The sequence below is a fragment of the Vibrio sp. 10N.222.49.C9 genome (genome assembly GCF_041474985.1).
Taxonomy (GTDB): Bacteria; Pseudomonadota; Gammaproteobacteria; order Enterobacterales; family Vibrionaceae; genus Vibrio; species Vibrio crassostreae_C.
Map to the genome: position 1 here is coordinate 84,436 of NZ_JBFRVD010000033.1, position 21,137 is coordinate 105,572.

Here is a 21,137-nt window from a genome sequence, read left to right on the forward strand (position 1 = left end):
TGGAGGTTTGTTCTACGTATCAGTTATCTAGGAAAACAAAATGCAAAAGTCTCTAGACATATTTAAGGCAGAGCCTCAATCAGTGTTTGATGTAGTTTGTGAACGTAAAAACACGGGCTTTTATATGCCTGCTTATCAGAGACCGTATTCATGGGAAGAAAGTCATATTAGAGATTTGTTTTCTGATTGTGAGAATGTGTTTAGAAACCTTCTTGAATCACCTGATGCGATAATTTTCCTTGGTTCAATCTTGAGTGTTGATGATAGTTCTGCGCAGACAATTTACCCCCTAGCTAAAAGACATCAGCCTACTCATATAAAGCTAATCATTGATGGACAACAACGCCTTTCAACGTTGATGTTAATAATTTTGTGCCTCAATGAAAGGTTGAGAATGTTATTACCTAGCCTGAAGAAAGCTATCGACTCAGAGCAAGATGATGATGTCAAAGATGTTCTTGATGAGCTGCGTCAAGTTGTATCTCAATTGGAGATTGACACTTCAAACACTGCAGTTGAAACAACTGCTGAACATGAAGTTTATAAATACCTTCCGAAAATTATTCGTTCGCAAGTAGATTGCTGGGGAAGAAATGAGAAAAAACAACAATATGATAGTCCTATTTCCGAGTTGTTGTCTTCCTATCAACGTCATATTGTCGAGCAGCGTGATAGCTCCGTATTTAAGCCTTTAGATTTATCTTTAATGAGCTCATCTGCAAAACGCGTAGTTAACAATGTTAAGGAAATCAGAAAGCAGCTTGACTGTGTACAAAAAGGTTTTGAATTCAAATTACCTGGTGGTGAAGTTGAAGAAAAGATCAATATCAGCGATCTAGTCGGTGTTGAAACATTGGATACGTGTTTAGATTTTCCTATTGATGACGATTTAGAAAATGCCGCGGAAGCTCATCCGAAAGTAGCCGAGGTTATTTATGTTGCTGCATTTGCAAAGTTTTTACTTCATCGCGTTTGCCTCACTTATGTTGAAGTAAATAATGAATCTTATGCTTTTGATATGTTTGAGGCATTGAACACTACTGGGGAGCCGCTTACTGCAATTGAAACATTTGTTCCTAAGGTGATTGAGCATATTGGCAACAAACGCAGAGATGGTGCTTCAGAAGAAGAGTTAGAGATATCTATGGAGACTCTCAACTCGGTTACAGAACGTTTTGAAGATATCATTAAGAGCAAAGAAAAAAATGATAAAACTAAGGCGTTAATACTGGCTTTTGTTCGTGCTTATGAAGGCAAAGTAAAAGTTACAAGCTTGAGAGACCAACGTGATGCTATGCTAAAGAGTTACGAAAATTGTCACTATAACTCTAAAGATCAGTACTTAACTCAGCTCGCAACTACTGCCGATTTTTTGTTTGATCATTGGCAAGCGCCGGTACCTGATGTCGCAGGGATGGTTGACTCCAATGAACTAGATATTGCGAACCTCTGTCTTCGTTATCTTGTCGACATGAAACATGACATAGTTCAAAGTTTATTGGTGCAGTTCTTACTAGTTGATCAAAAATTTGATGCAGTTGGCACTGAGAATTCTGACTTTGCAAAAGTACTCAAGGCCGTAACTGCGTTTAGTGTACTTTGGCGAGCGATGAGTGGTGGCGCTGATGGCATTGACGGAGTATACAAAAAGTTACACGAGCGCGGAATGAACCCAGGTCAAAGTGAGTACCAACTCGGTAACGGCCCTATCACATCTGAACGCTTTAGTGCTGAAGCAATTAAGTCTTTTTTTAGAGACGAGTTAGAAGCCAAGATTAGCTCAAAAGGTTCGCCGAAAGAGTCGGTAGATGAAAAATGGCTTGATATTTGTTCTAAACAACAAATCTTAACTAAGCCAAAGAGTATCAAGATGCTGTTGTTGGCAGGCATGCATGGCATTGAACTTAATGGAGTCGATCATGAGGTATCAGATAAGGTAAGTACTTTTTTCTTGACGACTATGATGTGGGAAGTGATTTCTGGTAAAGATACCATTAAGAAGGTTTTCAATGGCGGTTCGACTGATGGTTGGAGTGATGAGAATATTGCAAACCCCGAAGAGTATAACAAGATTGGTAACGTGTTAATTGATGCTCGAAATGGCATTTCAAGCACCACCCCTCCATCTTGGTATAACCTAAAACAACATATGTTACAGGCGTTATCCAACGATTCTATTAATAATATTGATGATATTTTATTAGCAGAGGGTGAAGTGTCTGATGGACCTAAGCGTAATGCATCGATATTGATGTTGGAGAAAAAGTTTGTAGATATAACCTTCGCAGAGCAGTGGACAAAACAGCAAATCAATGAAAGAAGCGTATTACTTCTCATGAATGCATGGCGAAATCTCACTCTCTGGCTGGATTAGGAATTACCATGCAATTCTCCGCACTTGGGCTCAAAGCTAAGTATGATTCCGATGAAGAAAGCATACTTGAATGTGTGCATGTCCCAATACTTACCCATGCAAATCGTTACGATAGAGCTGTAGGTTATTTCTCATCAGATGTATTAGTTTCTGCAGCGCAAGGGCTTGATAAATTTATACAAGCCGAAGGGAGAATGCGCCTCATCATTGGGGATCCTTTATCCGACGCTGAGTATGAAGCGGTGATGAATGGGATATCAACTCCATGTAAAGCTAGGTCGCTGCAATTCGCTGACCTATTGCTTGAAAGTGAAGATAATAACCTGAAACTGTTAACTTATATGGTGGCGACAGGTAAGCTTGATATTAAGTTTGCATTCACCCATCAAGGAATGTTTCACAAAAAAGTCGGTATTTTCTATCAACAAGAAGAGGTGGTTGTCTTCAGTGGTTCTGCAAATGAAACCCTTGCTGGGCTGTCTAAGTATAACTCTGAGGAAATATCACTGTTTTTTAGTTGGCGAGAATCTTTTGAGGATTATGGTCAGGTAGAAGTCGATAATTTTAATTCACTCTGGAGTAATACGAAGAAACGAGCAAGAGTTTTATCTATTGATTCCGAAGCTTATGAAAAAATTCAAGCTGGTGTAGATATTGAAGCGTTAGGCCAACAGTTGTTTCCAGCACCTCCCCGAATCAAACTTAATAAACCTTTCTTTTCATATAGTTTCTCTAAATCAGAACAACAACCAACCAAGTTAGATATTGAAGTTAAAGTTCCTCGGAAGCCTCTGGTTGTAAAAGGGAGAGCTTTTGAGCTGTTTCCCCATCAAATCGAAGCGATAGATAACTGGCGCAAAGCTGATTTCAATGGTTTGTTTAAATTGGCAACGGGCTCAGGCAAGACATTCACATCTATCTCGGCATTGGTAGAGTTGTATGAGGAACGTCATAAAAATGGTGAATCAACTTTTGCTATTATTAGTGTCCCTTATATTGAATTGGCGAATCAATGGGTTGAAGAGCTAGCTCCTTTCAACGTAGTCCCCGTGCAATGCTACGACGGATCTGATAAATGGGCTGCTGTATTGGATAAAAAGCTACTACGTTTTCGTACTGGAACATTAGATTTTATTTGTGTAATTGCTGTTAATAAAACTCTCTCATCGGAATTGTTTCAGTCCAAGATTTCCAAAGTGTCACCTGAAAATATGCTATTAATCGGAGACGAATGTCATCATCTAGGTAGCCAAGGCTATTTTGATGCTTTACCTCCAGCTCGTTATCGCATTGGATTATCCGCAACCCCTTTTCGCACCGATGATGATGAAGTGGAAGGTTCACCGTTTCCTGATACTGTAAGGCAGAACCTACTTTCATACTTTAAAGGTATCATCAGCGAATATTCTTTAAGTGATGCGATTAAAGACGGAATACTGGCACCTTATAGGTATGACTTGGTTCCAGTTTACCTCGACGAGGAAGAGCAAGCTTCTTACGAAGATTATTCAGCAAAGATTCAGAAACTAATTTTGAGAGCCAAATCTGGAAAACTCTCAAATGATGAACAGTCAATGCTGACCAATATGTGTGGTGCAAGAGCGAGGATATTGGCTACTAGCTCTGGTAAACTGCCGGCATTGTTGTCATATCTGAAAGCTAATTCTGAACTGTCTTTAACCCATTCTTTAATCTATGTTGGTGAAGGTTCCGCGCCAGGTGAAAATACCCCATACATCACAAAGGTTACGAACCGTCTGCATGATTATGGTTGTAAGGTATCAAAGTTTACCTCGCAAGAAACGTCGTCAGAGCGGCGTAAGATTATGGATAGCTTTAAAGATAAAAGCATTGACTCTTTGGTTGCGATGAAAGTTCTTGATGAAGGGATCGATGTTCCTGTATGTCAAAGTGCATTTATCTTAGCTAGTACGCGCAACCCTAGGCAATATGTTCAGAGGAGAGGGCGCGTATTAAGAAAATCAGCAGGAAAGAAAGAAGCCTTGATTGTGGACTTTGTCGTCCTTCCATTACCTGGTGTAGTAAATAATTTCAGCCAAAATTTACGACGTGCAGAGTTGGAAAGAATTGATGACTTCAAATTAACGGCGATTAACCCAGAAGACATTGAGAACAGAATCATTGAATTAGGAATCTATTAATGGACCTTAATGCATTTAAAGCTTTATTAAAGGAAGTTGATAAAGACACACAGATAGCTCATCAGGATTACTCAAAAAAGTCCGCAGTTCATAAAGCAGCATTGCAGGTGATGCAATTTGAGAAAGAGCTATATTATGGGGATATTGCACAAACACGTCATATCCAGAAGATCAAAGAGATTATTGAAGTTAATGCGGAAGACATCGTAAATGAAACTAATAAAGCTTGAGATCAGCAACTTTCGTCAATTCTATGGGAAGCAATCAATAGATTTTTCTGTAGATCCAGCTTGTGGCGTTACACTAATTCATGGTGAAAATAACGGCGGAAAAACAGCGCTGCTCAACGCATTGCGTTGGTGTCTCTATGAAGAGACCACGGATAACTTACTCGATCCTAAAAACCTTTTAAACAAACATGCAGCCGCACAAGGCACTAAGACCTTTATGGTTAGTGTTCAACTTGAACATGAGAATCGTTTACTTGAAGTTAAAAGAGTCCAGACAAAAAATAGCTCAAGTAGTGCCCTACATGTTTATGAGATTGAAGATGGTTGCTATGCCGAAAGAGCTGAAGACAACCCGAACACCCTAATTAATACTTTCTTGCCTAAAGAGATGTCGCAATACTTTTTTTATCAAGGTGAAGGTACTGGCACTTTAAGTAGTCAAAATGATTTTTCTCATATCAAAGAGGCTATAGAGAAAGTATTAGGTTTAACTGTTGCTAAAACAACATTGAGGCACTTGAGCACCGTAAAGACAAGTTATCAAAAAGACCTCAAACAGTATGATACAAACAACCAAATCGAGACTCTGTTATCAAACAAAGAAAACTTGGTTTCAGGTTTAGACCGAGATAAAGCACTGTTAGAAAAAAAACAGAATGAGTTAGATAGTGCAGATAAAGAGTACGAAGCTCAGGTTGGAAAGCTTCATCGTTTCGATAAGACTGCAATTGAAGATAAACTCAAGCTTCGTCAACAGAAGTCACATTTACTGGTTGGCTACGAACAAGAGTATAAACGATTATTATCTAGTAAAAATACAAATACACCGAGCTGGGCGTTAAGTACATATAGTCAAAGGCTTGCTTCTGTTGACCTTGCTTCCATCAACACTGAAGAGCTAAATAAGTCACTGCGTTATACCGTAGACAAGCGATTACTGCGCGAGATTATGGACAATACCGAATGCATCTGCGGTTCGCATGTTGAAAAAGGTAGCGCAGCAGAACAACTTTTAGAAGAGCTCGGAAAACATGCTGTTGATCCAGATCTTAAGCATCGTTGGAGATTAGCTGTCAAGTTACAAGAAACGTTGAGTAATCAGTTATTGCCCAAAGTTGCAATGGAAAAGTTATTAGCTGATATCGATGACCGTGAAGATGGAATCCAAGAACTAGAACGTAGTATCAAAGACTTAAGTCACACAATTGTAGAGTCTGATATTAATGATATTAAGGTTATCGAAAAAGCCAAAGATTCGGCTAAATTAAAGCGAGATCAATTGAGCCGTGAAGTACCACGACTAGCAGATCAAGTCCGCAAAAAACAGATTGATATTAAAGATATTGATAACCAAGTCGACAGTTTGTCGTTGACTCAACCCAAAGCTCAAAAAGTCCGTAACTTAATTCACGCAACAGACAGCGTTATTGATCTATATGAAGAAGCTATTGAGTCCTCACAACAAGGAGTTGACCAAATTCTATTGAATAAAATGCAGTCTTTGTTTAGCCAGGTAGCATTTAACGGATATACGATAAAAAAGGATACGAGTACTAAAGTTGGAAATTTTACTTGGGCTATTGTGGATAAAGAAGGAAAGCGTGTTGCTGCGGGGAATGGTTATCAAGCTATGCTCTCTATTTCGTTTATTGTTGCGCTAATTGAATTCTCTAAGGATCGTGCTAACAACAAGCAGCACCTTTTGACCCCAGGAACCATAGCTCCATTTATTGCAGACTCAATTCTCGCATTTATTGGTCCAGATAATGGTCGTGAGCTTGTGCGTTATATTGCTGAGAAAGTAGATCAATCAATCTTTATGTTTTCACAAGCTCAGTGGACTGAATCACATACTGACAAGGGTATTCGTCACAAGATAGGTAAGGAATATAACCTCGTTCAACATACTGTGCTAACTGAGGCAGAATTTAAAGGCCAGTATCCGACCCACCTTACCGTGCAGGGTAAAGATTACGATGTCGTGCGTTTTGGCAGTGATTTTGACAAAGTAACTATTGAGGAGATTCCAACTCATGGCTGAAATGATTGATTGGCGCAAGCTAGCAGTGCGTCGGGATGCCCGTTTTGAATCCTTGGAAGAGAGGTTTTGCTCGACGAAAGGGGCTAAAAGTGATGCACGAGTCTTCAATACAGTAAAAGAACTGATGGTATTCGCTGCATTGATTGGTTATCAATTGGATGACTATCAACCACTGGAATCTAAAGTCAATACCACGCCGATCTTATTAGACACGTATGCAACGACAGGGCATGACGCTTATATATATCTTATCGCTCTTGCAAAAGAGCCATCGCTGGATACGCTAAAAGATGAGCACTTAAAGGGTGCTATCGGTATTTTTGAGGGATATTGTAATAGTGGTTTAAAATATATCGATAGCTGGATCATGAATAATATTGGTGAGCCATTAGTCGCTAACATATTATTCAACCAAACATTAGAGTACTTGATTGAAAATGAATAACTATTTCGATTATGCTGCATCAACTCCTGTATCTTCGATTGTTTTAGAAGCTATGGTACCTTGGCAAATTGAAAGTTTTGCTAACCCGTCTGCAAGCCATATGGAAGCTGAAAAAGCATCGAATGCAATACAACAGGCTCGTGAATTAATTGCAGATAAACTTGGAGCTATGCCTAGTGAGATTATTTTTACCAGCGGCGCTAGTGAATCAAACAATCTCGCGATAAAAGGTATTTCTTTCAATAATCTCAAGGGAAAAGGTCATTTGATTACTTCTTCGATTGAGCACAAATGTATCCTAAATACATGTGCTTATTTAGAAGAATTAGGTTTTGAAGTGACTTATTTGCAGCCTAATACGGATGGCGTTATTTTATCTAAGCAAGTAGAGAATGCGATCAGACCTAACACTCTACTTATTTCAATTCATCATGTTAATAATGAGCTTGGAACTATCCAACCGGTTACAGATATTGGTGAGGTTGCGTTTGAACATGGTATCCCTTTTCATACTGATGCTGCACAAAGCTTCTGTAAGTTAGATATTGATGTAGACGACATGAATATCGATATGCTCTCTTTGTCAGGGCATAAAGTTTATGGCCCTAAAGGTATTGGTGTACTTTACGTACGAGATGCTCGTAACTCTGAGCTTGTACCATTAATTCATGGTGGCGGGCAGGAACTTGGCCTTCGAGGTGGGACATCTCCGACTCCTTTAATAGTCGGATTGGGTGTGGCTGTTGAGCATTTCCCTTCAGAAGCTTCCGCTCAACAGGCTGAGTTCGAAAAGATAGTAAACGAGTACAATTGTAGTCGAAACGGTGGCGATAACGCTTTATCTACTACTTGGAACGTCACGTTTGAAAATGATGATGAAGTGAAACGGTTTACAAAAGAACAAGATTGGCTCATATCTCAAGGCTCAGCGTGTAATGCTATGTCTAACACTCCATCTCATGTTCTAAGTGCTATAGGCTTGTCTGAGGAGGAAGCTCGTCGTACATATCGTATTAGCCTACCTCCTTATAAGGTCTAGCTAACCAGTAGCTTTTAAACTAAAGTTAGCGACTTGCTTTTGGTTTTTCTGTAGTAAAACATCGTATTCATTTCGATATAAGATAACTTCCTTATCCCAATCCATATCCACGAGCTTCGCCAATCGTTTGTCGAAGCTCTGTTGTTTCTTGTAGTTCTCGTGCTTGGTTGGCATGTAAAGGTGCTTATTAAGCAGTGGTGGCCTGCGATCTTCATTAACGTAATCGAAGAAGTCGATATCTTGCTCAGCCATCTTGATTTTTATGCGTTCGACTAAGAAAGGAACTGATTTTTCAAAGTCATCATAGGCGGTGAGGGTGAGTTTCCCGGATGTGATATGAATTTTAATTAGGTCTATTTCTTCATCCAGTTCGCCATACATTTGCAACCCTGCACCAACGTATACTCGCAGCAGTAGTGGTAAGTCGTCGATAAAGTCTCGATGTAGGATCAGTGAATGTCCTTCGTTGAGTAGGCTTGCTGGTAACTGGTTATGTGCTTTCTGGCATTGCTGCTGGATTAAGTCGATATCTGCAATTGCGAACAGTAATTCTGCAGCCAGGTTGATCGCGGTTTTGTAATCATCAAACAAGGCTTTGATATCACGCTTTAATGGCTCCGGCTGCTGCGTGTAGGGTTTTCTTTTCTCAAACAGTCCCATAGCAAAGTAGAGGAGAAGATCTTCTTTTCGGCTTTTTTCTGCTTGTTCAAACTCTTGGGTATCAAACATCTCTTGCAGTAAGTTAAAGGTTTTTCTGTGTGAGCCAACCAGCTCTCTTATTTTGTCTGATTGTTCAAATTCATCATTGGCAGGAATACGGCCGAGTTCTAAGCAGGTATTCCAAAAGTCATTAAACAAGTCTTGATGTTGAGTAATAAGCAGCTTGGCTTTGTCTTTGGCTTCAATAGGCTCTGGCGAAGTCAGTTGCTGCCATTTATGGTGGCGTTTGTATTTACTCTGCAGGTATTGTTGCTCTTCCAATTTGTCTTTGAAAATATAGAAAATACCAGGCGCGACGGTAATGGCGTCTTCTTGTAGGCTTCTCTCTATGTACGCTTTGATCTCTGATTGCGCATAGTATTTTTGGAAGGTGTTACGAGAGGTGATGACCCCATCCTTATAAGGTTTGAACTGAGCAATGTAGTTGTCGTTGGCCAGCATGACAGAAACCACCAGAAATTTATCTGCCAGCTCCCATGCGCCTAGTAGGGCATCGAGTCTTTCATCTTGATCTTCTATTACGTTAAGAACAAACCCTATGTTTACGATATCAGAATTGGATTTGTCGTTGTCGGGTTGAAAGTTCGGATCCCAACCCAGAGCATCAAGGCCATGTGCTTCGAGCTCTCTTAAATCGTCTCCGCGGCCACAGCCATAATCGAAAATTGAGTACTCGCCTTTTAAGTAACCATGTTTAACGAGAGTCTTCATTGGTGCAGAGAGTTCATGGCGCACGATGGCGGTTCTGTGCCTATCAATCCCTGCCTCTTCTTGCGTTGTCATAGAGGAGCATCGGAATAGTCGACCATCGACAAGCTCGTAACCATGGCGTGCTATTAGGTTTTCCCAAGAACGTTTAAAACCAATCAAACGGCTGTTTTCGTACAGGCCTGCATTCTCGCCTTCTTGTGTGAGTGAAACAAAGTGCTCGTAATATTCACTTGTTGGCAAAACCATGGTTTCTTTTCTATGTAAGATCGGTGGGTTTTCAGATTCACGATAACCTGTAATTTTGTGGCTTAACTTAGAGAGGTCGACATTGAGGCTTTGTTCTAATGCGGGGTAGGAATCAGTATAAAAATCAGGGTAATGAAGAAGAGATAAGCGGAACTCTTTTTTAAACAACTTAACGAGGTTCCAGTCTTCTTCATCTAAGTTAACGGCTTTTGCTACGGCAGGAATGAACTGTGTTAATACTTTAGGCAATGCGCTGAATGCGTCTTTATGAAGATAAATGGCATCGGGAAGTTGTTTTCCAACTTTTATCTGAGAGGTAAGTTCAGCAAATAGCTCTTCGTTCATTCCTATTCCTTAGATGTTTTTGAAGATTATAAATCATCAAACAATGCCTGTGTGGCGCTGCCTTTTGCACTTTTTGTGTTTACGCGAAGCCCATCACTTCGGCGTTGTCGGATAAGGGCGTATTTTGAATTATCAGCCCCAACGCTAATATGCAAAGGTTTATCTTTGCCATAAAAATAGAGTCGGTCGAACTCTAAATGCTTACAGATAAATCGAGCGACCTCATCCATACGTTGCTCATACCCTTCAACATAAATATCACACGCAGCCCCGCTGCGCTTACAGATACGACTATCCCGGGAGTTGAGTTCCATAGAGGCATGTTGGTCAATATCGGGCGCCATATCTCCAGGGCTATTTTTTAATATCCACCTCAAAAGAGGATGACTTGTATAACCATAGGTCACCGTTATTTCTCCTAGTGAGCGTTCGATAGGTTGTAAAATTTGAACCGCTAAACACTGAAGCTCAGTGGCAGAAAGTTTATTAACCTTGTTGTCTCCTAAGTAATTAGGATGTCTAGACTTATGCCAATCAATAAGCTTGTGGTGCATATTCTGTCCTTAGGTTCTAGGTTGCTACTATATTTAACGAACGACAGCAGTAAAATCAATGCAATCTGGAGGCTATGTATGTTGTTTATTCTCGCTTTGCTCTGCATTTTCTTATTGGGATATCTAGCCCAAACCACAGGCCTTTGTATGGTGAGAGGAGTAAAAGAGGCGATAAAAGGATCACCAATGTTCATCGTTGCGATTGTGTTTAGTGGATCGCTAGCTTGGGTCTCCATGGGATTGGGCTCAGTGATTGAGGGGCGCCAGCTGTCTACGGCTTTTTGGCCGAGTTTGTTCTCACTGCTTGGTGGCTTTCTATTTGGTATTGGCGCGGCAATCAATAGCGGCTGTGGGGTGTCTACAGTGAGTAGATTAGCTCGCGGCGAAGTGGTTATGTTGGCGACGATATTAGGGTGGTTTGTTGCATGGCTGGTGTTTGCTCCAGTTTTACCTTCGGAGTTGAAAGGTTCTAGGTTGGTACTGTCCGATTTTTCCAGATACGTATTCCTTGGAAGTATCTCGCTCACAATTGTAGTGAGCTGTTACTTTATGAACTCGGTTAATCGTAAGCTGTGGTTTTCGATGCTGGGTATTGGCTTAACGGCAGGTTTTGTATTCCTTTATGAACCACACTGGACGCCAAGTGGGTTGCTGAAATCTATAGGGACTTCTCTTTGGCACGGTAAAACCGAAGATTGGCCAAGTAGTGAGCGTTTTATCTTGATGATCTCTCTGTTAGTTGGAATGGTTAGCGCCGCGTTATTTACTGGGTCGTTTTCACTGAGGTTAAGCCCTATACGTCGATTGGGTAAACATTTGGTTGCTGGTGTGCTTATGGGGCTTGGCGCTGTGATGGCTGGTGGAGGGAACGATACTCAACTGTTAGTGGCGATGCCTGTACTTTCTCTGGCGGGTGTTTTTTCTGTGTTAAGTATCATTGTTGGCATATATACCGGAGTTAAGTTGATTCAAAGTCGATAGTTAGCGACAGTACAAGCTAGTGTAAGTTTGCAATTTGAGAACATAATGAAATACATCGGAATTGATGGCTGCAAGGCGGGGTGGATCGCTTGGATTGTCTCTGACAATGAGATACCTGCGTTTAAAGTGGTAAACACCCTCGATGAGCTAGCGAGTGATCTTATCGGTTCAACGGCGCTTATCGATATGCCTATTGGTTTTAGTGATGCACAAACTCCAGATCGCTTGTGTGACAAAGCAGCAAGACGTTTTCTCTCCAGCAAGCGTGGTTCTTCCGTGTTTCCTGTTCCGTGCCGAGAGGCGGTTTATCAAACTGATTACATTGCGGCGTGCAGTGCCAATGTGGATCAGCTTGATAAGAAGTTTTCTAAACAGACTTGGGGAATTGTGCCCAAGATCCGTGAGCTTGATGAACTCATTGAAGCTCATCCAGATCTTTCTATAAGAGAATCACATCCTGAGGTCGTGTTTGCAGCTTTGAAAGGCGAACCGTTGACCTTTTCCAAACGAACACAAGAAGGCAAAGATGAACGGCTTTCTATTATTCAGCAACTCGCCCCTCAATGGTGTGACGTTTTGTTGTTGGCCATTTCAAATACCAAGCGTAAAGACGTCGCAATAGATGATATTTACGACGCTTTCGTACTTATGTTGATTGCCTATTACGCTCCGCAATTATCGACCTTACCAGAGCCTTCTGATGTTGGTGGAGAAGTTGATAAGGATCAGAATGGTCGAGTTCGAGAGATTGTTTATTGGAACAAGGCGCGCTAACAAAGCGTGCGCTTAGCTTTGTTTAATATGTTATTTTCCAACCCACTGTTACTTTTCACTCTTACTATTTTTGAGTCTTTGATATGAAACGTTTTATTGTCGGCTGGCTGGCCATTGTGCTCAGTGCTGCGACTTATGCCCAAGTTGCCCCTATATCTCAATGGCAATGTGACATGATGAAAAAGAACAATGTCTTGAGTAGCGGTGCCCCCGTTGGTTGCGAGCGGTTATCCAAAGTGGATTTCGATTTCATTAACTTTAAAGGGGAAACGCAACAGGGCAATATGATCGTGCTTGATGTTGTTGCGCCTTCTGTTGGGCAAATTTTTTCAGAGCTAAAACTGCGTAATTTCCCTCTTCATTCTGCACGTCTTATGCGTGAGTTTAAAGGTGACGATAATGCATCGATGGACGCTAACAACAGCAGTGCGTTTAACGCTCGGCCTATCACTGGCGGAGGTGGTTGGTCGAAGCATGCTTATGGTGTGGCGATAGACATCAACCCAGTTCAAAATCCTTTCTTAGAGTTTGATAGCAACGGAAGAATCACGGTAAAACCATCACAATCTGCGACTCGCTATGTGAACCGTACTCGCTTTCGCGCACGTGATGAAATTGAACGTCGAGGCATGGCAGAAGATGTGGTTGAGCTGTTCGCCCATCATGGCTTTATGATCTGGGGAGGGGATTGGAATAGCCCCATCGATACTCAACATTTTGAGGTTGGATCAAGAAAGTTCGTTAACCAACTGCTCTCTAAACCACAACCTGAAGCCGAGGTGTTATTTGAGCGCTACGTCAAATCTTATCGACAGTGCTATCTCAAAAATAAAGGTGAGGACGCAGAAAAAGCTCGAGCTATCTGTGCAAAGAAAACAGTCGGGACTTTTTAGTGCTATGTTTATCTAGAACCGTTTGTGTTTTAGCAAGTTAAACTCGCTTCAGGTGTGTTTTGAATAGCTAAGGTCAGCGCTCGTCGTTGGCCTTTTTTGTATTCATTTCTTCAATAGAACACCGAGCATTGAAAAGGTTATTGGGTATCCATTAGTCAATAATCGATAAGCGAATGCAGCGCAAAGTCATCGGTTTGTCATTTAAAAACTCATAGCGTTAACGTTATGTGAGAACCATTGCTGGTGGGGGAACTCTTCGCGCAAACGCCAGTATTATTAGTGAACTGATCACAACGGACCAACTAATGAAAAAGATACCTTTGGCTCTAACTCTTTTAAGCACTCTACTTTTTTCACAATACACTTTGGCTACTGACACTTCACCTACCACTCAAAATCCCACTTACGAACTCGATGGTAAGTCGGTATTAGGTCGCACTGAGAACGTGTACCTATCTAGCGTTCAAGGGCTAAAAGACGTTCCTTTCATTGGTAAAATTGATACCGGTGCGGAAACCACTTCTATGCATGCTGAAGACATTCATGTGAAGAGCTCTAATCCCGATTACCAAAATCTCAAAGACCAAGAGTTGATGGCGGCGTTAACCGAAGACCTGTTGAACAATTCCGATGTTGATTACGATGATTGGGATGGCAGTACCTTTGCGAAATATGAGGCTGTGGTGTCTTTTAAGGTTCAAAACCCGCGGACGGGAGACATGGTATTAATCGAAGCGCCTTTAGAGCGTGTCAGCATGATACGCAGCCGCACCAGCAGCACGCCTTTGCTTCGCCCTACCGTAAAAATGTCGCTTACCATTGCAGACCAAGAGCTAAAAACAGACGTTAACCTGACCGACAGAAGCCACTTCTCTGCGCCAGTATTGATCGGAAAAACCTTCCTTGCGGACAACGCTCTGGTCTTTGCTGGTTATGACTACTTGCAAGAGCAAGAAAACGCAACCGTTGTTGGCCGAAAAGAGGTGGTGTCTATCTCGGGAATGGCGATAAATGCGACTTTCTCTTTAAAGAACCGCTACAGCATTTTGCATGCAAAAGACATCGACATAGACAAAAAGAACAAAGAAGTGACGTTTGATATGTTCGACAACGGCGGCAAGCAAAAAGAGATGACATTGCCGTTGGTTCGTATGTTAAGCGTGAGCGGTAAGAAGAGACCTTTGGTGTATGTGCCTGTTCAACTCGATGAAAACACCACAAAAGACGTTCTGGTGTACCTACGTGAGCGCTCGAGTAGTGAGTCGCAGTTGAGATTTGGAACCAACACCGCCAGCGAGCTCTTCATGATAGACACCAGTGCTGAGAATATTTTATCAGAAGGTTCAGAGAACTTTAGTGATGTGGCTGAGTCTGGTGAGCCTATGATTATCTCGCCGGAAGAGGACATCACCCTAGATGACTTCCCGCTTAAGGCTGTGGCTTCTTTCACTGTCAATACACCTTTGCTGAAGGTCGACAGTTTTGAAATGACAGGTAAAGGCAAAGATGCTTCCGTTGAATTTTATCTTACGGATGTAAATGGTGAGAAGCAGAAGGTGACCAAGCCAATTATTAAGAAGCTTAAAGTCGGGGATGATACTCGCCCTGTTGTAAGTGGTGAGTTTGCGGTGTCTGGAAAAGTGCGTACGCAAGAGTTCGCCATCGACGTGCTCAATACAAATGAGAAAGAAGCGTACTTTATTTTAGGCAAGAAGATGGCAAAAGAGGGCGTTTACGTTAATACGCGTTCTGATTACCTTCTGAAAGCCGAACCACTGTTTAAAGTTGGGCATATTGAAGTAGTAGAAGTGAACGGCATGAAGTTCCCGGCCAAGCTCGACACAGGTGCCGATGTAAGCTCAATGAACGCAGTCAACATCAAACGATTTAAGAAAGATGGCCAAGACATGGTGAGCTTTACCTATCAAAACAACCAAGGCGATAAGCAAGATTTCACCAAGCCAGTGATTGATGTAATGCGCATTAAAGCCAAGAAAGGCGAGAAGGTGAACATTCGCCCTGTGGTAGAAATGAAGGTTAAGCTCGGAGACCTAGAGAAAGAGGTGAGGGTAAACCTTCAAGACCGTTCTCGCTTCGAATACAGCATGATCCTAGGTAAGAACTTCCTGAAACACGGCGCAGTAGTGAGCAGCGATGAAGATTACCTGTTAGGTGATATGGAGTAATCCCTAAACTTATCTAAGTTCGTATCAGAATAGTTCTAAACAGCCACACATTTCAGTATTGGGATGTGTGGCTTTTTGTTGATTGTTAATTGATGATTGTTGCCGTGACAATATTTCAAGTAATCGTTTGTTTTTACTCAAGAGACAGATCGACTAGACTACAATGAAGTGGAATTCACTTTAATTTTTAAAACATCGTATTCGGCAGGCGAGTAAATCGTGCTGTCGGATCGAGAGAGAGAGCATGTCAAAAGCAGAAAAATCTTCGCGTAAGCTTAGTTTAATTATTATTTCGGTTATTTTAGTAGTGTGGCTTTACAGTTTGTGGGCCGACCGCGTCACACCAATGACGGGGATCGCCCGTGTTCACTCTTATATTGTGCGTATTGCTCCTGAAGTTTCTGGCAATATCACGTCTGTGCAAACTGAAAATAATCAGGTCGTTGAAACGAACCAAGTGTTGTTTGAAATTGATGCTCGAAACTATCAGATCAGTTTGCGTTCCGCTGAAGCGAATCTTGCTCAAGTAGGCCAAAATATTGGCGCAAGCACAGCGGCGGTTAACGTTGCACAAGCGAAAGTGACCGAGGCGGTTGCGGCTCGGGATAATTCTCGAGAGCAAGCGAGTCGAGTGAGTGAACTCGCCAGTAAAGGGCTGGTTAGCCGCTCTGAATTAGACAACGCCATAGAGAATCGTGATCGTGCTGAAGCGTCATTGAAAGCCGCAGAAGCCTCTTTGGTTCAGGCAAAACAAGCGTTAGGGCCAGAAGGGAGTGATAATCCACAAGTGTTGGCGGCGATTGCAGCCCTTGAGCAGGCTCAGCTCAACTTACAGAAAACCCAAGTGATGGCTCCTTCTCATGGCGTGGTGAGTAACCTACAACTGACGGTAGGCCAGCGAGCAACCGCAGGCTCACCTGTTTTGACCTTTGTTGATCCGCGAGAGGTGTGGATATCTGCGTTATACAGAGAAAACTCGCTAGAGCATATACAAGTCGGGCAAAGAGTTGAGATCGTATTGGATGCGTTACCGGGGCGAGTGCTATACGGCACGGTTGATAGCATTGGTTGGGGAACGGGTGGCAGTAATAGCACTGACCAAGAGACTGGCTTTTTAAATTCAGACACCAATTCTATTGCCGCGCAGCGCTACCCAGTCAATATTGTGTTTGATCATGGTGAGGTTCCAAGCAACATTCGTTTTGGTTCACAAGCCACAGTGGCTGTCATGACAGAGCAAAGTACCCCAGGTGAGTGGCTTGCTCAGCTTTGGATGAGAATTCTAAGCGTGTGGACTTATGTTTCATAGCTCAGCTAACTCCATTATTCGATTGGTGTTACTGCCGCTTTCGCTATTGTTCTACCATCAACAAAGTGGGCAGATGCTCGCTGTTTTGTCGCCCATATTTGTTGTGATGTTCATGACATTGATGCCATCCAAACCACCGATTAATTTAATATTAAAGGTGATTGTTGCATTAATCTTAATCAGCTTTGGTGTGGTGTTTTTTGGTAGTGTATTGGTCGACTCGCCAACCGGTTTTGTCCTCTATTGCTGGCTATTGCTGTTCTGGAGTTATCAGCGTAGCCATCAGAATACAAAAGATATCATCGCGACACTGACCATTATCGTGGTCATCGTGATGGTGGTGGTCAACAAGCAGATGCATCTCCCAATGGCGGGATTGCCCCTATTGTTCTTTGAAAAGCTGGTGATAGCTTTGATCGTCACTTACTTGGGGTTCTGGTTGTTCCCGGGGGATGAAGTGAATGTCCTTCCGACTGCGGCCGTTTCCGATGCGCCCACTACTGGTGACTATATCATGGTTGCATTTAAAGCGACCGCGGTTGTGGTTGTGCTGGCGATTTTGGTAGGAAATTCGGTGTCACAAACGATGTTGATTGCGATTACGCTTGGCAGTATGTTGAAAAGCCCATCGAATCACGACCACCGTACATTCAGCCGAAACAAGCTTGTCACCACTGGCGTTGGCATTCTGTTTACGTTACCTGTGATGATCATGATGGTGTCAGGCGCTCCAATCTTGGTTATTTATGGCGTGAGTTTGGTGTGTGGTTTGCAACTTGCGTGTTTTGCTATCAGGCGGCAGGCGAATCTGACGATTTATCAGCTCTTGTTTACTAATTTTACGACCTTGGCTTATCAGATCATCAGCCACCCAGGATCTGCGTCCCTCTCGGCACAAATGACACGTCTATTTGCCATTGTTTGTGCAGTCATGGTTGGCGCAGTGGTACTGGGCTTTCTCAGCAGTAATACTAATCATAGTCATACCGATCACAGTAAGTGATTAATATTTATAAGTAATAATAAGGGGATAGCTCTGCCGAGTTATCCCCTTTTCACAATATGGGTTAACGACTCAAATGCCATCAGTAAAGAGCCATTTGATGAAGTGACGTGTTACTTCAATAGTCTGACTAACAAAGCGCCCGGTTCACGCATCGGATCTTGATTGACACTGAGTACATAGCCATCAGCAGGGGCGTAATAACGTTGTTTCTCAGAACCAAAACTATCATATTGAATTGAAATCAATTGTTTTGATTGTACTGATTCACTGACCTTAACTTGAGGGAGAGCGAAACCACCGACATTGGCTCTAATGGTCACCGTTTCTTTGCCTTCAAAGCAGGCATAGTGAGGCTGATCTATCTTTGTAGAGATGATATTTTCCGAGTGCAGGATATTCATCACGCCATTCACTGAACGCTCAATGAGGTCGGGTTGTAAAACCTTTCCAGAACCAACCTCGACGGTGATAGCGGGCGTACCACTTTTATTGAGCTGCGTTTCTAAAACGCCATCATCACCTGGATCATCAAAAATACAGTCAGGATTGATCAATCGAGCCATTTTGATTGCTGCGGGGATTCGATAATCGGCAAAGACATACAAAGGATACTCTGCTCCGCGAGTTTGGGTATGCAGATCGATAGCAAGATCCGCATTATGGCTGAGTAGGTTCTGCCAAATTGAATGTGTAAAACGTTGTGAGGCATCACCGTTCGGGTTTCCAGGGAATATACGGTTAAGGTTTGCTGGGGATGCATCCGGATCCGATGAAATAAAATCTCGGCTGTGCATCAACATACCTGACACATTAATCATCGGAATAATGATGACTGTGCCGTGTATCTCCTCGTTTACGAGCTTTTGAATGACCTTCTGTGCGGTAATAACTCCATTTAATTCATCACCATGAACGCCTGCCGTTACCATTATTTTGCGAGCATTTTGACTTTGCTCACCGCGATAGACGACCACAGGTAAATGATGATTTTGACCAACACCGTTAGTTTGTGCCTCAAACCAGAAACGATGGCATCCCATCGGTAAGTCATCAACATTGAGTTGAGATATTACAGGGTGTCCATTTAGAACATCATTGGTATAAGTAGTTTTTCTCACACTAGTTTCCTTTGTCTCTGGTTCACAATCTATTCTGAGTCTGTGTTGGATGATTGTTATTGAAAGCTGTGATTAAAAATGGGCAGTAAACTGCCCATTGAGATACACGTAAATATTGAAAGGCGCTGTTATGCAAAACCCAGCAGGTGAGCCGCAACAATAATAACGCTCGACAAGCAGAATAGCAGCACGATAAAGCGCCAGCAGAATTTTGCCCAATCACCCCAGTCAATGCGGCATACACCTAGTGTTGCCATCAAAGAAGCTGATGTTGGGACGATGATATTGGTAAAGCCATCACCTAGCTGGAATGCTAAAACCGCGACTTGACGAGTCACACCTGCTAAATCGGCGAGTGGCGCCATTAATGGCATCGTTAGAGCTGCCTGCCCTGATCCTGACGTTACAAAGAAGTTGAAAATAGCTTGGAAGGCGAACATCAGCCAAGCAGCCATCGCTTCTGGCAATGCACTAATCACACCGCCCGCACTGCTTAAGATTGAATTCAGTACGCTTGGCTCGGTTGCATCGCTGCCGCCGCCTAAAATCAGCAAGATACCTTTAGCACTACCCACAAGAATAGCGGGCGCTAGCATCACACTTGCGCCTTCCTTAAATGAATCGGCCATGTCGTTGATGGTCATATCATTTAATCGGAAAATAACACCGATTAAGCCAGCAACAAATCCCATAGTGAAAAACTGAGAGGCAATTTCAGGAATGTACCATGCGTGAACCACTACACCCCAAATAACCCAGGTCATGCTCGCTATCACGGTGAGAATCACCAACGTATCGCCGATATTCCAACGTGATTGAGTCAAGTCTCCTTGTTGCTTCTTGAAGTAAACATCACCAGCTTTACTGTAAGATTTCGAAGGGTCTTTCTTTACCGAATTCGCATACCACATCGTAAAAGCGATGCCGAGCGCGGTGAAGAAAACCCATAGAGCGATACGCACCGATGCCCCAGATAAGACAGGTACACCAGCAATGCCTTGGGCAACAGCAACAGAAAATGGGTTCATCCAAGAAGCAGCAAAACCAATCTGAGTCGCTACGTACGTCACCATTACCGTAGTAATACCATCATAGCCAATACGTACCATTAGCGGCACGATAATAATGGCAAAGGCGACGGCTTCTTCACCCATACCAAATACAGCCCCACCGAGCGAGAACAGTGCAAATAATACTGGAATGAAAAGAGATTGACTGCCCTTGGTTTTGTCTATGAGACGCAAGATACCGTTATCAATAGTACCTGTGCGCATCACAATGCCGAAAGCACCGCCAATCACAAGCATAAACATGATAACGCCGATTGCTGAACCCCACTTAGATCCAGACACTAAACCTTCAAATACGAAGTTCATTAAGCCGATATCACCACCGCTGGCGAATAGTCCGACAGTATTGTAAATCGGGTTGCCTTGGGGGTCGGTGTGATAGGCAAATGAAGCTGGATCTAGAACGGTACGAGTTTTCTCTGCACCATCAGAAACATAGCTGATGTCTTGTGTTTCAAACATGCCTGCAGGTATGACATATGTCATTGCAGTCGCAAGCAACGCGATAAAGAAAATTAGCACCAGAGTATCTGGCATTTTCCATGTCTTATTTTGGATGGTATCCGATGTTGTGGTTGTCGTGCTCATTGTCAGTTTTTAGCTATAATTAAGATTGGCATAAAATATCACTAATTAAGCATATAATGTCAATTTTAAGTTGGTTTTTGGCTTGTTTGGTGGTGTTATGTTCTTGTTTTTGCGTGGCATGATGGTTTTTATTTTTAACTTGTTATTGCCTGGTTTTATTTAGAGGTAAAAAGTCCTAGCTCAGGTGCTTTTTAAGCAGTGCGGTAAGTTTCATAGAGCGACTCTGGATATATAAAAAACTATACCTTATGAGACTGTATCTAAGGTTGTCTCAAAAGCATTGACTTAGAGTTTTGATACATGTAATCCTGTAAGTGTTAAGAGGTTTTGAGACACTAGGAGTAA

16 protein-coding genes are annotated in these 21,137 nt (G+C 42.3%); 12 read left to right on the forward strand and 4 right to left on the reverse strand.

Annotation, left to right across the window (positions count from 1 at the left end; all coding sequences use genetic code 11):
• The first annotated feature begins 40 nt into the window (after positions 1-40).
• From AB4585_RS15060 to AB4585_RS15085, 6 genes are read left to right on the forward strand one after another with little or no spacing between them, the layout of a single operon-like run.
• Positions 41-2,374 carry a DUF262 domain-containing protein gene (locus tag AB4585_RS15060; RefSeq protein ID WP_372170157.1) on the forward strand — a complete coding sequence of 778 codons (2,334 nt, stop codon included), beginning with the start codon at positions 41-43 and terminating at the stop codon, positions 2,372-2,374.
• Between the two features lie 8 nt (positions 2,375-2,382).
• Positions 2,383-4,536, forward strand: a complete 2,154-nt coding sequence (locus AB4585_RS15065; RefSeq protein WP_372170159.1) for a DEAD/DEAH box helicase family protein — start codon at positions 2,383-2,385, stop codon at positions 4,534-4,536.
• Positions 4,536-4,766 carry a CxC ATPase DNA modification system associated small protein gene (locus AB4585_RS15070; protein ID WP_193841250.1) on the forward strand — a complete coding sequence of 77 codons (231 nt, stop codon included), beginning with the start codon at positions 4,536-4,538 and terminating at the stop codon, positions 4,764-4,766. Before AB4585_RS15065 ends, AB4585_RS15070 begins: the two co-directional genes overlap by 1 nt.
• Complete coding sequence (locus AB4585_RS15075; protein ID WP_372170162.1) at positions 4,747-6,807, forward strand: AAA family ATPase; 2,061 nt, start codon at positions 4,747-4,749, stop codon at positions 6,805-6,807. The genes AB4585_RS15070 and AB4585_RS15075 overlap by 20 nt, the downstream gene beginning before the upstream one ends.
• The gene (locus AB4585_RS15080; protein ID WP_081230286.1) at positions 6,800-7,252 is read left to right on the forward strand and encodes a hypothetical protein; all 453 of its coding nucleotides are present in this window, start codon (positions 6,800-6,802) and stop codon (positions 7,250-7,252) included. The genes AB4585_RS15075 and AB4585_RS15080 overlap by 8 nt, the downstream gene beginning before the upstream one ends.
• Positions 7,245-8,291 carry a cysteine desulfurase family protein gene (locus AB4585_RS15085; protein ID WP_372170174.1) on the forward strand — a complete coding sequence of 349 codons (1,047 nt, stop codon included), beginning with the start codon at positions 7,245-7,247 and terminating at the stop codon, positions 8,289-8,291. Before AB4585_RS15080 ends, AB4585_RS15085 begins: the two co-directional genes overlap by 8 nt.
• Here AB4585_RS15085 and AB4585_RS15090 read toward each other — a convergent pair whose 3' ends face one another.
• Positions 8,292-10,313 carry a DNA phosphorothioation-associated putative methyltransferase gene (locus AB4585_RS15090; protein ID WP_372170164.1) on the reverse strand — a complete coding sequence of 674 codons (2,022 nt, stop codon included), beginning with the start codon at positions 10,311-10,313 and terminating at the stop codon, positions 8,292-8,294.
• A gap of 26 nt (positions 10,314-10,339) precedes the next feature.
• Positions 10,340-10,867: a hypothetical protein gene (locus AB4585_RS15095; protein WP_372100201.1), complete on the reverse strand. Its 528-nt coding sequence runs from the start codon at positions 10,865-10,867 to the stop codon at positions 10,340-10,342.
• 186 nt (positions 10,868-11,053) lie between these two features.
• On the opposite strand from AB4585_RS15095, the gene AB4585_RS15100 reads away from it, so the two are divergent.
• The 6 genes from AB4585_RS15100 (at position 11,054) to AB4585_RS15125 (ending at position 18,013) form a co-directional block, all read left to right on the forward strand.
• A complete protein-coding gene (locus AB4585_RS15100; RefSeq protein WP_017065618.1) occupies positions 11,054-11,848 on the forward strand; it encodes a YeeE/YedE thiosulfate transporter family protein in 795 nt (264 codons plus the stop codon).
• 45 nt (positions 11,849-11,893) lie between these two features.
• Positions 11,894-12,622 (forward strand): DUF429 domain-containing protein, encoded by a 729-nt coding sequence (locus AB4585_RS15105; RefSeq protein WP_372170167.1) that lies wholly within the window; start codon positions 11,894-11,896, stop codon positions 12,620-12,622.
• An 83-nt stretch (positions 12,623-12,705) separates the two neighbouring features.
• Positions 12,706-13,515: a M15 family metallopeptidase gene (locus AB4585_RS15110; protein ID WP_372170169.1), complete on the forward strand. Its 810-nt coding sequence runs from the start codon at positions 12,706-12,708 to the stop codon at positions 13,513-13,515.
• A gap of 305 nt (positions 13,516-13,820) precedes the next feature.
• A complete protein-coding gene (locus AB4585_RS15115; protein WP_372170172.1) occupies positions 13,821-15,701 on the forward strand; it encodes an ATP-dependent zinc protease in 1,881 nt (626 codons plus the stop codon).
• Positions 15,702-15,945: 244 nt separating this feature from the next.
• Entirely contained in the window at positions 15,946-17,010 is a 1,065-nt protein-coding gene (locus tag AB4585_RS15120; protein ID WP_017059741.1) for an HlyD family secretion protein, read from the forward strand.
• Positions 17,000-18,013 (forward strand): DUF2955 domain-containing protein, encoded by a 1,014-nt coding sequence (locus AB4585_RS15125; protein ID WP_017059742.1) that lies wholly within the window; start codon positions 17,000-17,002, stop codon positions 18,011-18,013. Before AB4585_RS15120 ends, AB4585_RS15125 begins: the two co-directional genes overlap by 11 nt.
• Before the next feature lie 113 nt (positions 18,014-18,126).
• On the opposite strand, the gene AB4585_RS15130 is transcribed toward AB4585_RS15125, so the two are convergent.
• A complete protein-coding gene (locus tag AB4585_RS15130) occupies positions 18,127-19,134 on the reverse strand; it encodes a succinylglutamate desuccinylase/aspartoacylase family protein (RefSeq protein WP_017059743.1) in 1,008 nt (335 codons plus the stop codon).
• A 128-nt stretch (positions 19,135-19,262) separates the two neighbouring features.
• On the reverse strand, positions 19,263-20,741 hold the full coding sequence (yfcC, locus tag AB4585_RS15135; RefSeq protein WP_017071864.1) for a putative basic amino acid antiporter YfcC: 1,479 nt from the start codon (positions 20,739-20,741) through the stop codon (positions 19,263-19,265).
• Between the last annotated feature and the right edge of the window lie 396 nt (positions 20,742-21,137).

What these genes read in the sequence shown, in the direction of transcription:
- AB4585_RS15090 (WP_372170164.1), bottom strand. Translation starts at nt 10,313, where the DNA reads ATGAACGAAGAGCTATTTGCTGAACTTACCTCTCAGATAAAAGTTGGA.
- AB4585_RS15070 (WP_193841250.1), top strand. Translation starts at nt 4,536, where the DNA reads ATGGACCTTAATGCATTTAAAGCTTTATTAAAGGAAGTTGATAAAGAC.
- AB4585_RS15115 (WP_372170172.1), top strand. Translation starts at nt 13,821, where the DNA reads ATGAAAAAGATACCTTTGGCTCTAACTCTTTTAAGCACTCTACTTTTT.
- AB4585_RS15105 (WP_372170167.1), top strand. Translation starts at nt 11,894, where the DNA reads ATGAAATACATCGGAATTGATGGCTGCAAGGCGGGGTGGATCGCTTGG.
- AB4585_RS15125 (WP_017059742.1), top strand. Translation starts at nt 17,000, where the DNA reads ATGTTTCATAGCTCAGCTAACTCCATTATTCGATTGGTGTTACTGCCG.
- AB4585_RS15085 (WP_372170174.1), top strand. Translation starts at nt 7,245, where the DNA reads ATGAATAACTATTTCGATTATGCTGCATCAACTCCTGTATCTTCGATT.
- AB4585_RS15080 (WP_081230286.1), top strand. Translation starts at nt 6,800, where the DNA reads ATGGCTGAAATGATTGATTGGCGCAAGCTAGCAGTGCGTCGGGATGCC.
- AB4585_RS15110 (WP_372170169.1), top strand. Translation starts at nt 12,706, where the DNA reads ATGAAACGTTTTATTGTCGGCTGGCTGGCCATTGTGCTCAGTGCTGCG.
- yfcC (WP_017071864.1), bottom strand. Translation starts at nt 20,741, where the DNA reads ATGCCAGATACTCTGGTGCTAATTTTCTTTATCGCGTTGCTTGCGACT.
- AB4585_RS15075 (WP_372170162.1), top strand. Translation starts at nt 4,747, where the DNA reads ATGAAACTAATAAAGCTTGAGATCAGCAACTTTCGTCAATTCTATGGG.
- AB4585_RS15100 (WP_017065618.1), top strand. Translation starts at nt 11,054, where the DNA reads ATGTTCATCGTTGCGATTGTGTTTAGTGGATCGCTAGCTTGGGTCTCC.
- AB4585_RS15120 (WP_017059741.1), top strand. Translation starts at nt 15,946, where the DNA reads ATGTCAAAAGCAGAAAAATCTTCGCGTAAGCTTAGTTTAATTATTATT.
- AB4585_RS15095 (WP_372100201.1), bottom strand. Translation starts at nt 10,867, where the DNA reads ATGCACCACAAGCTTATTGATTGGCATAAGTCTAGACATCCTAATTAC.
- AB4585_RS15060 (WP_372170157.1), top strand. Translation starts at nt 41, where the DNA reads ATGCAAAAGTCTCTAGACATATTTAAGGCAGAGCCTCAATCAGTGTTT.
- AB4585_RS15065 (WP_372170159.1), top strand. Translation starts at nt 2,383, where the DNA reads ATGCAATTCTCCGCACTTGGGCTCAAAGCTAAGTATGATTCCGATGAA.